Raw genomic sequence first — 12,966 nt, 5'->3', positions numbered from 1 at the left:
TTAAGAAAGAAAAGTGCCTAAGAAAGGCCAACTTTGCGTCTAAATTTAAAATTACCAAAAAATCATCGCCATCAACCAAAAAATAAAAAACCGTCCCAATTAGATTATTGAGACGGCTTCTTTTTATTTTCGGGATTTAATCAATTTCAAATACTTCACTTTAAAAAGCCAAAAAAAATGTATTTTTGCTTCCTGTTCCGATAGCTATCGGAAAAAATTCAGAACTTCCTATGAGCCAAAAAGTGTTACTGAACGCAACCGAGATAAACATTGCGCTTAACCGTTTGGCTTGCCAATTGATCGAAAAACACGACGATTTTTCCAAAACAGTACTTATCGGCATACAGCCACGGGGCGTTTTTTTAGCCGAAAGGTTAAAAACCCTCCTAGAAACCGAATACAAAATCAAGAACATCAAGCTTGGATATTTGGACATCACCTTTTTCCGCGACGATTTCCGAAGAGGGGAAAAACCGCTGGAAGCCAACAAAACCAAAATAGATTTTATAGTTGAGGACAAAAACGTTGTCTTTGTTGACGACGTACTTTTCACCGGAAGAAGCATTCGTTCGGCATTGACCGCGGTACAATCTTTCGGAAGACCTTTGGAAATAGAATTGTTGACATTGATAGACCGCCGTTTTAGCCGCCATTTGCCCATACAGCCCGATTATCGTGGAAGACAGGTAGATGCTATCAACGGTGAAAAAGTAAAAGTGTGCTGGAAGGAGAACGATGGGGAAGACGCTGTTTATTTAGTAGCCCGCTAACCCCCAAAGGGCAACGCCGGAAAAGAATTTGAAAACGAAAACATAATTAGAATAGTAGTGTTTCAGAAACCTGAAACCTGCAACTTGAAACCTGAAACCAAAAAATGGAACTAAGTGTAAACCACTTACTGGGAATAAAATACATCACCGAAGCCGATATCCAACTCATCTTCGAAACGGCAGACCATTTTAAAGAGGTAATTAACCGACCCATAAAAAAAGTTCCCTCGCTTCGCGACATTACCATTGCCAATCTCTTTTTTGAAAACAGTACGCGTACCAAACTTTCCTTTGAACTTGCAGAGAAAAGGCTTTCCGCAGATGTTATAAACTTCGCTTCTTCGAGTTCCTCCGTTACCAAAGGCGAAACGCTAATTGATACCGTAAACAACATCCTTTCAATGAAAGTGGATATGGTGGTGATGCGCCACCCCAATCCGGGTGCGGGTGTATTTCTTTCAAAGCATGTAAACGCAAGTATTATCAACGCCGGCGATGGTGCTCACGAGCACCCAACCCAAGCATTGCTTGACACCTATTCCATTCGTGAAAAGCTGGGTGATGTGGCAGGAAAAAAGGTTGTTATAGTAGGAGATATTCTTCATTCACGGGTTGCGTTGTCGAATATTTTCGCTCTACAAAAACTTGGAGCGACCGTTAAGGTATGTGGCCCTAAAACGCTTATTCCTAAATATATGGAAAAACTTGAGATTGGCGTTGAAACGAATCTCCGCAAGGCGTTGGAATGGTGCGATGTGGCAAATATGCTCCGCGTGCAGAACGAGCGGATGGACATCAGCTACTTCCCGACAACGAGGGAATATACCCAGCAATTTGGGCTGAACAAACAACTGCTCGATTCACTAAACAAAGAAATTGTTGTGATGCACCCAGGCCCAATAAACCGCGGCGTGGAAATTACCAGCGATGTGGCCGACAGCAAACAATCCATTATTTTGGAACAGGTGCAGAACGGCGTTGCCATACGTATGGCGGTAATCTATTTATTGGCTTCAAAAATAAAACATCCTGAAAATATTAATTAAAAGAGATACCCGCCTGCGCGGGCAATATTATGAAGATTGAGAATCACCCTAATTTCGTGGTCCTTGAAGATGAAAAGGACGATATTATTGACTTTGCCTCGTTCATTGAGAGCCAAGTGCCTTCCAAATACAAAGGGCAAAATGTAGTTTTGAATCTTTTGAAATACGAAGATTTGGAGCTTCCGCAATTATTGCAGTTTCTTAAAACATCCAACCTTCACCGCAAAACCAAGCAATCCTTTGTAATTGTGAACGACGCTATCGATATTGACGACGTTCCTTTTGAAATGATAGTGGTGCCAACCCTACAGGAAGCGGGCGATATTATTGAGATGGAAGAAATTGAAAGAGACCTTGGATTCTGAAAATTCAAAATTCAAGTTTCAAAATTCAATATTTACTCGACTTATCTTAATTTTGAACCTGCCTGCCGACAGGCAGGTCTTAAATTTTAAATCTTGAATTTAACAATCCTCGGATGCCATTCTGCCACGCCCACAGCCTCCGCGCACCCAACGGCGCAGGTATTGGAAATAAAGGGGCGTTTGTTTTTGATTGATTGCGGCGAGGGCACCCAAATGCAGCTTCGGAAATACAGGGTAAAATACTCGCGGATTCGGCATATTTTTATTTCACATTTGCACGGTGACCATTTTTATGGTTTGGTGGGTCTTATTTCAACTTTTCTGCTTTTGGGAAGGGAGGCAGAGTTGCACATCTATGGGCCGAAGGGAATAAAGCAGGCAATATTGCTGCTGCTTAAACTGGGGAAAGCTTATACCAACTATCCGCTGTATTTTCACGAATTGGAAGAAACAACACCACAGCTTATTTTTGAGGATGATAAAGTTTCTGTGGAAACCATTCCTTTGGACCACAGGGTTTATACCAACGGATTTCTTTTCAAGGAAAAACCTGACGACCGAAAATTAGATATAGAAAAAGCCCGAAAACTCAATATCGATTTAAGTTATTTCAACAAAATAAAACAGGGCTTTGATGTTGAGAATAGGGATGGAAAGCTCATTCCCAATAAAGAAATAACTTTTGACCCGCCACCGCCAAAAAGTTACGCCTATTGCAGCGATACGGCCTATTACCCTGAAATAGTGCCGCAAATAGAAGGCGCGACAGTTTTGTACCACGAATCCACCTTTTTGGAAGAACACCACCATCTCTGCGAAAAAACCAAGCACAGCACTGCAAAGGAAGCGGGTGTAATTGCGCGAAAGGCAAATGTGGGCACTTTAATTCTTGGGCATTATTCCGGACGTTACGGCAATTTGGAGCTTTTCCGAAGAGAGGCGCAGGAGGTATTTGATAATGTAGAGTTGGCAGAGGACGGAAAAGTATTTACTTTTTAAATCGATCCCGATAGCTGTCGGGACGAAATCGAAGTTGTTTCAAAGTTGATGTTTTTTCAAAAACAACACAAAATATAGCATCCAAAGCACCCCGCACCCCGCACCCAGCACCCAGCATCAAAAATTTTAATACATATTTAATAAGCCACTATTTTATAGCTTCGTTAAAACTCTTAACTTGCGTGAAAACTTGAGCAATGGCCGAAAAGCTTCACGATTACCGAAAATCCTACGAAAAAGGAATCCTTTCCGAAGAAACCGTTGACGAAAACCCGATGCAGCAATTCCGAACCTGGTTTTTTGAGGTAAAGGACAGCGGGGGCGTGGATGAAGTGAATGCAATGACCATTTCCACGATCGGCACCGATGGTTTTCCGAAGGGAAGGGTAGTCTTACTGAAAAAATATGACGAATACGGCTTCTATTTTTACACCAATTACAACAGCGAAAAAGGTAAATCCATAGCCAATAACAATAAGGTTTCGCTTTCCTTTTTTTGGCCAAATATGGAGCGGCAGGTCATAATAAAAGGAACTGCGGAAAAAACCTCCGAGGCAGATTCGACCAATTATTTTCATTCAAGGCCCAAGGGAAGCCAATTGGGCGCGGCGGTTTCGCATCAAAGTGAAGTCGTAGCTTCCCGAGAGGTTTTGGAAAAGAACTTAGCTGAGCTCGAAAAGAAATACGAAAATAAAGAAGTTCCCAAGCCTGAGGATTGGGGCGGCTTTTTTGTGAAACCTATTTCCATAGAATTTTGGCAGGGCAGACCCAATCGGCTTCACGATAGGATTCGTTATACTTTGAAGGACGACGATTGGATGATTGAACGTTTGGCACCATAGTTTTAAAAATTTCAAATTCCAAACCTGCCTGTCGTGCCTCTGGCAGGCAGGTTCCAAATTCCAAATCACAACTTCTGCATCTGAAACGAGAAACCTGAAACCAGAAACAAAAAACAAGCAACAATTTTATGAAAACACTATACTTAGTCCGCCACGCAAAATCATCCTGGAAGCACGACGTTGACGACCATAAACGGCCTTTAAAAGAAAGGGGCGCGCGCGATGGGCAATTGGTTTCAAATAAAGTTTCAAAGGAAATTGATCCGCCGCAGAAAATAATCAGCAGCGATGCTACTCGGGCATATACAACGGCCCAATTTTTTAAGGAAGCTTTAAATATTTCCGAGGCGAACTTTGAGACCAATCACGATCTTTATGATTTCAGCGGCCAAAACGTAATGCGAATTATAAAATCGTTGGACGACGATTTGGATTCCGTAATGATCGTGGGCCATAACCACGCCTTCACTTCCATTGCAAATATGCTTGGAAACCGCTATATTGAAAACGTTCCAACCTGCGGCTTCGTGATGCTTCAGTTTGATGAAAAAAAATGGAGCAAAATAACTACGGGCAAAACCGTAAAAACAATTTTCCCTCGGGATCTCAAATAATGACTGAAAAAGTTGGCACACATACACACATTCGCAATAAATACAACAACAGGGAGTTAAGCTGGCTTCAGTTTAATGCCCGGGTTTTACAGGAAGCGAATGACAAGAAAATACCCTTATTGGAGCGACTTCGGTTTTTGGGTATTTTTTCAAACAATCTTGATGAATTTTTCAAAGTGCGCTATGCCACCATCAGACGGATTGTGGAAGCCGGAAAGACGGGCCGTAGCTTTTTGGGCGGTATTTCCGCAAAAGATCTTTTGGAGCAAATTACGCATACGGTAATAGACCAGCAGGCGCACAGTCTAAAAATCCTGAGCGATATTCAGAAAGAGCTTCGGAAAGAGAATATTTTTATAATCAATGAAACGGAAATTACCCCTGCGCAGAGCAAATTCATTTCAGAATATTTTATAAGGCAGGTAAGCCCTGCCCTGATGACCATTATGATTGGAGAACTGGATGAATTTCCAAGCTTGCGCGATAGTGCTGCCTATCTGGCCGTAACGATGGTGATGAGCAAAGAGGACAATACTTTTGAAGCAAAGCACAACTACGCGCTCATAGAAATACCGCGTACCATAAATAGGTTTGTAGTGCTTCCACAGGAAGGGGACAAACAATATGTTATCATACTGGACGACCTTATTCGCCATTGCCTGCACAATATTTTCAGCATTTTTAAGTACGACACTATTTCGGCGCATATGATAAAAATTACACGTGATGCCGAACTGGACATAGATAGCGATTTGAGTAAAAGTTTTATTGATAAAATTTCAAAAAGCGTAAAGGATAGAAGTACGGGCGACCCGGTTCGCTTTGTGTATGACGATAGTATCCATAAACGAACACTTCAGTTTTTGTTGGATAAAATGGAGATTGATAAAACGGACAGTATCATTCCCGGCGGCCGTTATCACAACCGTCGTGATTATATGAACTTTCCGCGTTTGGGAAGACCCGATCTGCAATATGAGCCCATGGAGCCTTTGCCCATTCCGGGCCTGAGTCTTCAGGGAAGTCTTTTTGATAAAATTATTGAGAAGGATTATCTGCTGCACACGCCCTACCAAACGTTTATGTACGTGATAAAGTTTTTGCGGGAAGCTGCACTGGACCCAAAGGTAAAAACCATTAAAATCACCATTTACCGTTTGGCGGAAGTGTCGCACATTGCCAGTTCGCTCATCAATGCCAAGAAAAACGGCAAGGATGTAACCGTGCAGATAGAACTACAGGCCCGATTTGACGAGGAGGCAAATATTGAATATGCCGAACTATTGCAGAGTGAAGACATTCGTTTGATTTTTGGGGTCAAAGGCTTAAAAGTGCACACTAAAGTTTGTATTGTTGAAAGACTGGAAAATCATAAAATGGTGCGTTACGGCATCATTAGCACGGGGAATTTCAACGAATCCACAGCGCGTCTTTACACAGATTACACCCTTTTTACGGCGGACCAAAGGATCTGCAAAGAGATAAACAGAGTGTTTGAATTTTTTGAAGTGAACTATCAAGTGCGCAAATACAACCATTTAATCGTTTCGCCACATTATACCCGCAAGGCCATATACCATTTGATCGATAATGAAATAAAGAATAAAAAGGCAGGCTTGCCCAGTGGCATAAAACTGAAACTGAACAGTCTTTCGGATTTTAAGATGATAGACAAACTGTATGAAGCGAGCCGTGCGGGCGTGAAGATAAAAATGATCGTGCGCGGTATTTGCTGTTTGATTCCCGGCGTGGAGGGAATGAGCGAGAACATTGAGGCCATCAGTATTGTTGGAAAGTTTTTGGAGCATCCGCGTTTGTTTATCTTTGAAAATGGCGGCGATACCAAGGTGTATATTTCTTCCGCAGATTTTATGGGAAGAAACCTGGACAATAGAGTAGAGATTTCCTGCCCCATTTATGATGAGGATATAAAAAAAGAAATACTCGAAAATTTTGAAATAGGATGGAGCGATAACGTAAAGGCGCGTGTAATAAGCATTAAGAACGATAATGCTTATCTTAAGAACAATAAGCCGCCCGTGCGTTCCCAATTCAAAATGTATGATTATTATTTAAAAAAACTTGAAGTAAACTGATTTGTTGAACATTGAAAAATACGGTGCGGTAGATATTGGCAGTAACGCCATCCGTTTGTTGGTGGTTACCGTGATCGAACAGGAAGGCAAGGACACTATTTTTAAAAAGACTTCCTTGGTGCGGGTTCCAATCCGGTTGGGGGCCGAGGTTTTTCTTGAGGGAAAAATTTCTGAAAACAGCGCCGCCCGAATGATGGACGCTATGGTTGCCTTTAAACTGTTGATGAAAACCCACGGCATTAAACGGTTTAGGGCCTGCGCTACTTCGGCGATGCGAGAGGCCTCAAATGGGCGGGCGCTTGCTGAGGCTATAGCGGAAAAGAGCGGATTGTCCATAAATATTATTGATGGCAATGATGAAGCCGCCATCATTGCTTCCACAGATTTGAAAAATTTGATTCAGGACGATAAAGTGTTTCTATATGTGGATGTGGGGGGTGGAAGCACGGAGCTTACCCTTTTTGCCAAGGGTAAAAGTGTAGCTTCACAAAGTTTTAAGCTGGGAACGGTAAGATTGCTGGAGGGCCTTGTTGATGAGCGCGTTTGGGGCGAGATGGAGGATTGGATAAAACTGAAAACCAGGGATTTCAAAAAAATTTCAATGATTGGCAGCGGGGGCAACATCAATACCATCTTTAAAAAGAGCGGCAAGAAAATGGGGAAGCCCTTAAGCTATTTATATCTTTCTTCTTATTACGAACTGATTAAATCGCTCACCTTTGAAGAGCGCATTACGGAACTGGATATGAACCCAGACCGTGCAGATGTGGTGATTCCGGCCACACGAATCTATCTATCCGCGATGAAATGGAGCAGGGCGAAGAATGTTTTTGTTCCGAAAATTGGGCTTAGCGATGGCATTGTGCGCAGTCTTTACAACGAGAAGGTTGCTGCCGAGATGGAAGTTAATTCCTGAAATGTGTTTTGTGAAATGTTAATCGTTTTTTGGTTTTCTTTTTTGGGAAAGAAACAACCAATTGACGGGTAGCAAGAACTATCGTAACGCCCGGTTTGATTTAAAACTCCCCTTTGAAGCTGATATTTTGCCCGCATCAAGATAGCGTTTGGTTACTGCGGCCCTGTTTTTGGCATCGGTCATGGGCGATGCCCCATAGGTTTCCCGTATATTGAGGTATTGATTGATAACCTTCATTTCTTCCCTGTCCCCACCATTTTTTAACTGATCGTAAGTAAGTCCGGCTTTGCTAACGGCCTTTACAACACACGGCCAAAGATAGGCAGGCCTGTTTACGTGGTTATCCAGGAACAAAGCAGCTGCATATTCAGAGGAAAGCAGATCAAATAATGTATTGCCGCCTAATTTATCCGTTTGGTTGAAGTAAAAAAGGTTGAACCGGTTAATGGCGTGCAAAACTTCTACGGCACACACTCGATTGTCCATGCCTGCGGCAGCGAAACGATAGGCTACTATATTACTTCGGAAAAATTGTTTATCGGCAGCAGTATTTACTTTTTTGTTTTTATATATTAAATAACCATACGTATCGTGGGTATCTGCAGAAACATCAACGCCAAATTGTCCGCAGTACTGCTCAAAGGCATCAGGGTATTTTTCTTTTACTAGTTTAATGAACGCCGGCAATTCTCCCTGCGCACTTCCTGCGCCAAGCGTCCATTGAAACATGCCGAAACTCATAAAGGAATTGTCCCAAGTGTTTACGGCATCAAGATTGCCTTCGTTTTCTGAGGTGGCCAACAATGCATTCACTTCTGATTTGCTAATTTTAAGGCTGGCTAACAGCGTTGGGTTTTCCTCAATAAATTTTTCTGTGGTATGCACGCCACGTCTATAAATCCCTTTTCTGAATTTTTTCCCCAAAAAGTTTTTGGCAGGGTTGTTTTGATATTGGTAATAAACCCGAGGGTCTTCTTCAATAATAATCACGTCGGCCCTTTCAGTGCTGGCTTCGGGCTCACTCTCTATGGGCAATTGCAATACCTGGCCCACTTCAATTTTGCTTGGGTTTACAATATTGTTCAATTCTGCAATTTCGCGCCACTTGGCGGTAACGCCTAATTGTTTGAATGCTATTGAACCTAAAGAGTCGCCGCTTTTTACCGTGTATGTTTTCATTTGATTTTTGTGATGACGCAGCACTTGCGTTGCACGTCATTTATTATTTGGTTAGTTGCTATCAAATATACACAATATCAGCCGTTTATGGACTTATGACATCATTTTTTGTTGTGTAAACGATAGTTGCTTTTGTGTCGTTGGGAATCGTTAACCTGCTTAAACTGTAGTTAGAGCGGGGTTGGGCACTATTGATGGCTACTCTTTTTGAGATTGTTGCTTTAGCGCATTTTTATACTTCGGATGCCTTCATAAACTACGATGCTAACGGCATTGGCCAGATTTAAGCTTCGGATATGCGGACTGTATATTGGGATGTTATATACTAAATCGGCATTTTCTGCAATTATATTTTTTGGCAAACCGACTGATTCTTTTCCAAAAATCAGGAACATGTCGTCTTTGAAGTCAATAGCGCAGTAATCTTGGGTTCCGTGACTTGAGAAATAGACAAAGTGTTTCTCTTTGTTTTTTGCGTAAAAGTCATCAATGCTTTCATAAATAAAGAGGGTAATGTGCTTCCAGTAATCTAATCCGGCTCTTTTTAAACGGGTATCGTTTATTTCAAAACCAAATGGTTTTACCAGATGTAATTTTGACCCGGATGCTAAACTGAGGCGCCCGATATTTCCTGTGTTCATAGGTATTTCCGGTTCAAAAAGCACAATATTAAAAGCCATTGTTTATAGTGTTGTTTACTTTCAAATATACCCCAAACCCTTTCTTTCAGTACTTAAAAGGGAAGTAATTATAAACGGACTTATCAACGAGAAGACCGGAAGACCCGGAACATCGTACTTGTTCAGGTGCGCTAACTACAAAAAGCTTCAACGTATTTTCTGTAACAAGTAGAACGCTGTGCCTCCCAAAAAATAACAGAGAACATCCCAAATATCGCCCGTATAGCGGTGCGATTGCTGCGGCAAGTAATATTCAAAAAAAATGGAAAACAGTGCCACCAGGCTGAAAATGGTAAAAATATTCAGACGAATGCTCTTGTCTTTTTTAACAAGCCATACGCCGTGCAAACACACCGTAGCCACCAGCGGAATGGTTAAAAAATCATTGAGATGATGAAAAATCCAGTTTGAACGAATACCAAAAAAGTATTTCAAACTTTGCACATATAAAAATACAGCCAAAGACAGCAGCACATAAAGGTGTAACCCTTTTAAAGGAAGCCGCCGTATCATATAAATAAGAGGGAAATTAACCAGGCAATAAAGCCTCCGATGACCATAACGACCGTCCAGACCGCGCGCAAGACTATATAGGAACCGCGAACCAACCAAAATCTGCTGGTTCTCCATCTTTGAGAAAAAGATTCTTTTTCTATTTCCACTTCCGAAACGGTCGTGGGCTCTTTTTTTTGGGAAGGAATGCGGGAAGTGGAATCTTCGGGAGTTAAAGCAGGATTATCAATTTCGAAATTTCCGTTCTCGTTCTGTTCAAACATGGCCTATATTTCAACTTACAAGAATACAAAATATTACAATGATAAAGGAACAAAGCCAAGGAATACGCCTTTACCAAAGCATTTTTATCTCTTTCGAAATGAACAAAACAGAAAGTTCTGAAAAGTATCAAACGGGGTTTTATGGTCTATCGTCAAGCAGTTGATTTTTTGGAATGCTTCGCCAATCACTGCGCTAAATTTTTCTTCAGTATATTGTGAAATCTCAAGTCCACTGCATTTTTGGGGTCCGTTTTCAGAAAATGTGCCAATAATCAAATAACCGCCCACGTGGTTTTGAATCGTTTTTCTGTATTTTTCGATGTCTTCCGCTTCGGTTAAAAAGTGAAAGGTGGCCCTGTCGTGCCATAGGTCATACATTTCGGTGGGTTCAAATTCGGTAATGTCGCCCACAATCCAAGTTACTTTTTCCGCTTTCCCGCCGAGTCTTTCTTTTGCCCGTTCCAGCGCCTTTGCAGAAATATCCAATACGCTCACGTTCTCAAAACCGTTATGTAGCAAATGGTCCACAAGCTTGCTGTCGCCACCGCCCACATCTATTATTTTGGCATTTTTCTTCAGATTTAATGACTCTATAAAATCCAAGGAAGGTTGCGGCACGTCCTGTGTCCAGCTTACCTGGTCGGGGGTTTTGGTTTTATAGACGGTTTCCCAATGGGTTTTTTTGTCCATCTCAAATATTTTTTGAAATTATTTATTTTTTTAAAGCCCTTTTTTCCTTTTCCTCCATTTGCGCACTAATAAACGGAATTCGAGGTGCGAGAAAATACCCCGTTAAACTCGCAAAAAGTATCGGGACGAAATAGGTAAAACCTGTTAAAGTAGCCAAAAGAATAGTGGTACTCATAGGCGTTCGCGTAACACAGGCATTTATTGCCGCCATACAGCTTACAATAGTTAATGATAGGCTGATAGAAGGAAAAACCGTATGGATAAGTAACCCGAGCGCCGTACCGCAGAAAAACAAGGGGATGATAAACCCCCCGCGCCAACCCGAAGTTACGGTAATGGCGATGGCAATAATCTTAAAGACCAGGACCCCGATAAGAAATTGGACAGTGCCGTTCTCCTGGAGAAGCTCATTGATTTCAAAATGGCTAAAATATCTGGTCAGGGGTATATAAAATGCGATGGTTCCCAACAAAACGCCGCCAATCAATGTTTTGATGTAAATAGGGGTTTTTAATTTTTCGAAGAGCCTTTTAAAGAATTTGGTACAGAAAATAAATCCCCAGCCCACAATGGTCGCCATAACCCCAAAAAAGACCGCCCAGCCAAAGTCAAAAACCGTTGCCATCTCGTATGCAGGCAAGTTCCACATAGGTCCCAAACCCAACTGTACGATAATGGCGAAAATGATATAGCTAAAGCCACTGGCTACAAGCGCAGGGATAATGGCTTGGTAATATTCTACAGCGTGTTTGTGATGTAGAATTTCTAAAGAAAAAAGACTCCCGCCCAAAGGCGCCCCAAACAGGGCCGTAAACCCCGAAGCCATCCCCGCAATGCTTAAAGAACGCAATTCCTCACCTTTTAATCTGAAAATTTTTCCCATCCAAGATCCCGTGGAACCGGTAACCTGAACCAAGGGAGATTCAGGGCCTAGGCTTCCTCCAGCAGCAACGCAAAGCAAGGAGGAAAGTATCATAGAGGGATTGTTCTTTGGATCCAGTTTTCCTTTGTTGAAACGGATGTTGTTTACAATCAACTGCATTTCACCCGGATCGCCGATAAAGTAAATAATCAAACCAGCCAAGAGACCTGAAATGGCCATTACCGGAATAACGAGCCAGCCCCCATAGCCTCCCAAAAATTCCGTGAGAAACATAAGTACAATCCAATACGTGCCCGATATTAATCCGCCAATTAAACCCAAAATGGCCCAAAGAATAAACATTCTGCTAAAAACAAATGGGTTAAACCGAATGGGTTGGTCTAAAACGTCAAGATACTTAACAAGTTTTCTTCTTCTTCTAATTTTCATTTGGAAGAGTTTATAAAGTTTTATCCGTGAATGGATTGATGTTTCCCCAGCTTTTTCATTACATCGGCTTCAAAGGTAAGGAGTTCGTTCCATTTTTGGTCCACTTCTTTTCGGTCGCCGTATTGGCGGGCAAAGCCGAGGAACATCGTGTAGTGGTTTGCCTCGCTTACCATCAGTTTTCGGTAAAATTCTGCCAATTCGTTGTCTTCCAATTCCTCGCTTAAAAGCCGAAAGCGTTCGCAACTTCGGGCTTCAATCAAGGCTGCATAAAGTAATCTGTGGACTAATTGTGTGGTTCTGCTTCCGCCTTTTGGGAAGAATTGGACAATCTGCAGCACATATTCGTCCTTTCTGTCGCGGCCCAGAACCCAGCCGCGCTCCAGAATTTTGTCGTGCACCATTTTGAAGTGGCTTATTTCTTCTTTTACCAAAGCAATCATTTCCTGAACGAGCTCAGTATATTCCGGAAAGCTCACAATCAAGGAAACCGCTGTGGAAGCTGCTTTCTGCTCGCACCAAGCGTGGTCGGTAAGAATGTCTTCTATGTTTTTTTCAACGATGTTTACCCAGCGCGGGTCTGTGGGAAGTTTTAAGCCAAGCATTTTGATTTATAATTTACGATATACGATTGTCGATTTACGATTTTTTGTTGCCGATTGATTAGTTCCACCTTTCGGGGGT

The 12,966-nt window shown here is 42.0% G+C and carries 15 protein-coding genes; 8 read left to right on the top strand and 7 right to left on the bottom strand.

Annotation, left to right across the window (positions count from 1 at the left end):
- Positions 1 to 230: 230 nt before the first annotated feature.
- From pyrR to POV26_RS03085, 8 genes are all read left to right on the top strand, one after another.
- Positions 231 to 770, top strand: a complete 540-nt coding sequence (pyrR, locus tag POV26_RS03120) for a bifunctional pyr operon transcriptional regulator/uracil phosphoribosyltransferase PyrR (RefSeq protein ID WP_045079365.1) — start codon at positions 231 to 233, stop codon at positions 768 to 770.
- A gap of 104 nt (positions 771 to 874) precedes the next feature.
- Entirely contained in the window at positions 875 to 1,816 is a 942-nt protein-coding gene (locus POV26_RS03115) for an aspartate carbamoyltransferase catalytic subunit (RefSeq protein WP_272855028.1), read from the top strand.
- Between the two features lie 29 nt (positions 1,817 to 1,845).
- Positions 1,846 to 2,181: a ribonuclease Z gene (locus tag POV26_RS03110; RefSeq protein WP_272855027.1), complete on the top strand. Its 336-nt coding sequence runs from the start codon at positions 1,846 to 1,848 to the stop codon at positions 2,179 to 2,181.
- A gap of 93 nt (positions 2,182 to 2,274) precedes the next feature.
- A complete protein-coding gene (locus POV26_RS03105; RefSeq protein ID WP_272855026.1) occupies positions 2,275 to 3,180 on the top strand; it encodes a ribonuclease Z in 906 nt (301 codons plus the stop codon).
- 197 nt (positions 3,181 to 3,377) lie between these two features.
- Complete coding sequence (gene pdxH, locus POV26_RS03100) at positions 3,378 to 4,022, top strand: pyridoxamine 5'-phosphate oxidase (protein WP_272855025.1); 645 nt, start codon at positions 3,378 to 3,380, stop codon at positions 4,020 to 4,022.
- Positions 4,023 to 4,150: 128 nt separating this feature from the next.
- The gene (locus POV26_RS03095; RefSeq protein ID WP_272855024.1) at positions 4,151 to 4,636 is read left to right on the top strand and encodes a SixA phosphatase family protein; all 486 of its coding nucleotides are present in this window, start codon (positions 4,151 to 4,153) and stop codon (positions 4,634 to 4,636) included.
- Positions 4,636 to 6,732: a polyphosphate kinase 1 gene (ppk1, locus tag POV26_RS03090; protein ID WP_272855023.1), complete on the top strand. Its 2,097-nt coding sequence runs from the start codon at positions 4,636 to 4,638 to the stop codon at positions 6,730 to 6,732. The genes POV26_RS03095 and ppk1 overlap by 1 nt, the downstream gene beginning before the upstream one ends.
- Position 6,733: 1 nt before the next feature.
- A complete protein-coding gene (locus POV26_RS03085) occupies positions 6,734 to 7,648 on the top strand; it encodes a Ppx/GppA phosphatase family protein (protein WP_272855022.1) in 915 nt (304 codons plus the stop codon).
- 78 nt (positions 7,649 to 7,726) lie between these two features.
- On the opposite strand, the gene POV26_RS03080 is transcribed toward POV26_RS03085, so the two are convergent.
- From POV26_RS03080 to POV26_RS03050, 7 genes are all read right to left on the bottom strand, one after another.
- On the bottom strand, positions 7,727 to 8,827 hold the full coding sequence (locus POV26_RS03080; protein ID WP_272855021.1) for a LysM peptidoglycan-binding domain-containing protein: 1,101 nt from the start codon (positions 8,825 to 8,827) through the stop codon (positions 7,727 to 7,729).
- Between the two features lie 221 nt (positions 8,828 to 9,048).
- Positions 9,049 to 9,507: a tRNA (cytidine(34)-2'-O)-methyltransferase gene (locus POV26_RS03075; RefSeq protein ID WP_272855020.1), complete on the bottom strand. Its 459-nt coding sequence runs from the start codon at positions 9,505 to 9,507 to the stop codon at positions 9,049 to 9,051.
- A 147-nt stretch (positions 9,508 to 9,654) separates the two neighbouring features.
- On the bottom strand, positions 9,655 to 9,942 hold the full coding sequence (locus POV26_RS03070; RefSeq protein ID WP_272855019.1) for a hypothetical protein: 288 nt from the start codon (positions 9,940 to 9,942) through the stop codon (positions 9,655 to 9,657).
- 74 nt (positions 9,943 to 10,016) lie between these two features.
- Positions 10,017 to 10,283, bottom strand: a complete 267-nt coding sequence (locus POV26_RS03065; RefSeq protein WP_272855018.1) for a hypothetical protein — start codon at positions 10,281 to 10,283, stop codon at positions 10,017 to 10,019.
- A gap of 84 nt (positions 10,284 to 10,367) precedes the next feature.
- Complete coding sequence (locus POV26_RS03060; RefSeq protein ID WP_272855032.1) at positions 10,368 to 10,982, bottom strand: class I SAM-dependent methyltransferase; 615 nt, start codon at positions 10,980 to 10,982, stop codon at positions 10,368 to 10,370.
- 13 nt (positions 10,983 to 10,995) lie between these two features.
- On the bottom strand, positions 10,996 to 12,285 hold the full coding sequence (locus tag POV26_RS03055) for a chloride channel protein (protein ID WP_272855017.1): 1,290 nt from the start codon (positions 12,283 to 12,285) through the stop codon (positions 10,996 to 10,998).
- Positions 12,286 to 12,305: 20 nt separating this feature from the next.
- On the bottom strand, positions 12,306 to 12,887 hold the full coding sequence (locus POV26_RS03050) for a MiaE family protein (RefSeq protein WP_272855016.1): 582 nt from the start codon (positions 12,885 to 12,887) through the stop codon (positions 12,306 to 12,308).
- Positions 12,888 to 12,966 lie beyond the last annotated feature (79 nt).

Origin of the sequence: Aequorivita todarodis (assembly GCF_028561335.1) — a bacterium.
GTDB classification, from domain to species: Bacteria; Bacteroidota; Bacteroidia; order Flavobacteriales; family Flavobacteriaceae; genus Aequorivita; species Aequorivita todarodis.
The sequence above is the reverse complement of the archived record's forward strand: the minus strand, read 5'-3'. Positions and strand labels throughout refer to the sequence as shown.

Bases quoted from the DNA above. Each gene is read 5' to 3' on its own strand.
- POV26_RS03115 (WP_272855028.1), top strand. From the start codon at position 875: ATGGAACTAAGTGTAAACCACTTACTGGGAATAAAATACATCACCGAA.
- POV26_RS03095 (WP_272855024.1), top strand. From the start codon at position 4,151: ATGAAAACACTATACTTAGTCCGCCACGCAAAATCATCCTGGAAGCAC.
- pdxH (WP_272855025.1), top strand. From the start codon at position 3,378: ATGGCCGAAAAGCTTCACGATTACCGAAAATCCTACGAAAAAGGAATC.
- POV26_RS03075 (WP_272855020.1), bottom strand. From the start codon at position 9,507: ATGGCTTTTAATATTGTGCTTTTTGAACCGGAAATACCTATGAACACA.
- pyrR (WP_045079365.1), top strand. From the start codon at position 231: ATGAGCCAAAAAGTGTTACTGAACGCAACCGAGATAAACATTGCGCTT.
- POV26_RS03110 (WP_272855027.1), top strand. From the start codon at position 1,846: ATGAAGATTGAGAATCACCCTAATTTCGTGGTCCTTGAAGATGAAAAG.
- POV26_RS03080 (WP_272855021.1), bottom strand. From the start codon at position 8,827: ATGAAAACATACACGGTAAAAAGCGGCGACTCTTTAGGTTCAATAGCA.
- ppk1 (WP_272855023.1), top strand. From the start codon at position 4,636: ATGACTGAAAAAGTTGGCACACATACACACATTCGCAATAAATACAAC.
- POV26_RS03065 (WP_272855018.1), bottom strand. From the start codon at position 10,283: ATGTTTGAACAGAACGAGAACGGAAATTTCGAAATTGATAATCCTGCT.
- POV26_RS03050 (WP_272855016.1), bottom strand. From the start codon at position 12,887: ATGCTTGGCTTAAAACTTCCCACAGACCCGCGCTGGGTAAACATCGTT.
- POV26_RS03055 (WP_272855017.1), bottom strand. From the start codon at position 12,285: ATGAAAATTAGAAGAAGAAGAAAACTTGTTAAGTATCTTGACGTTTTA.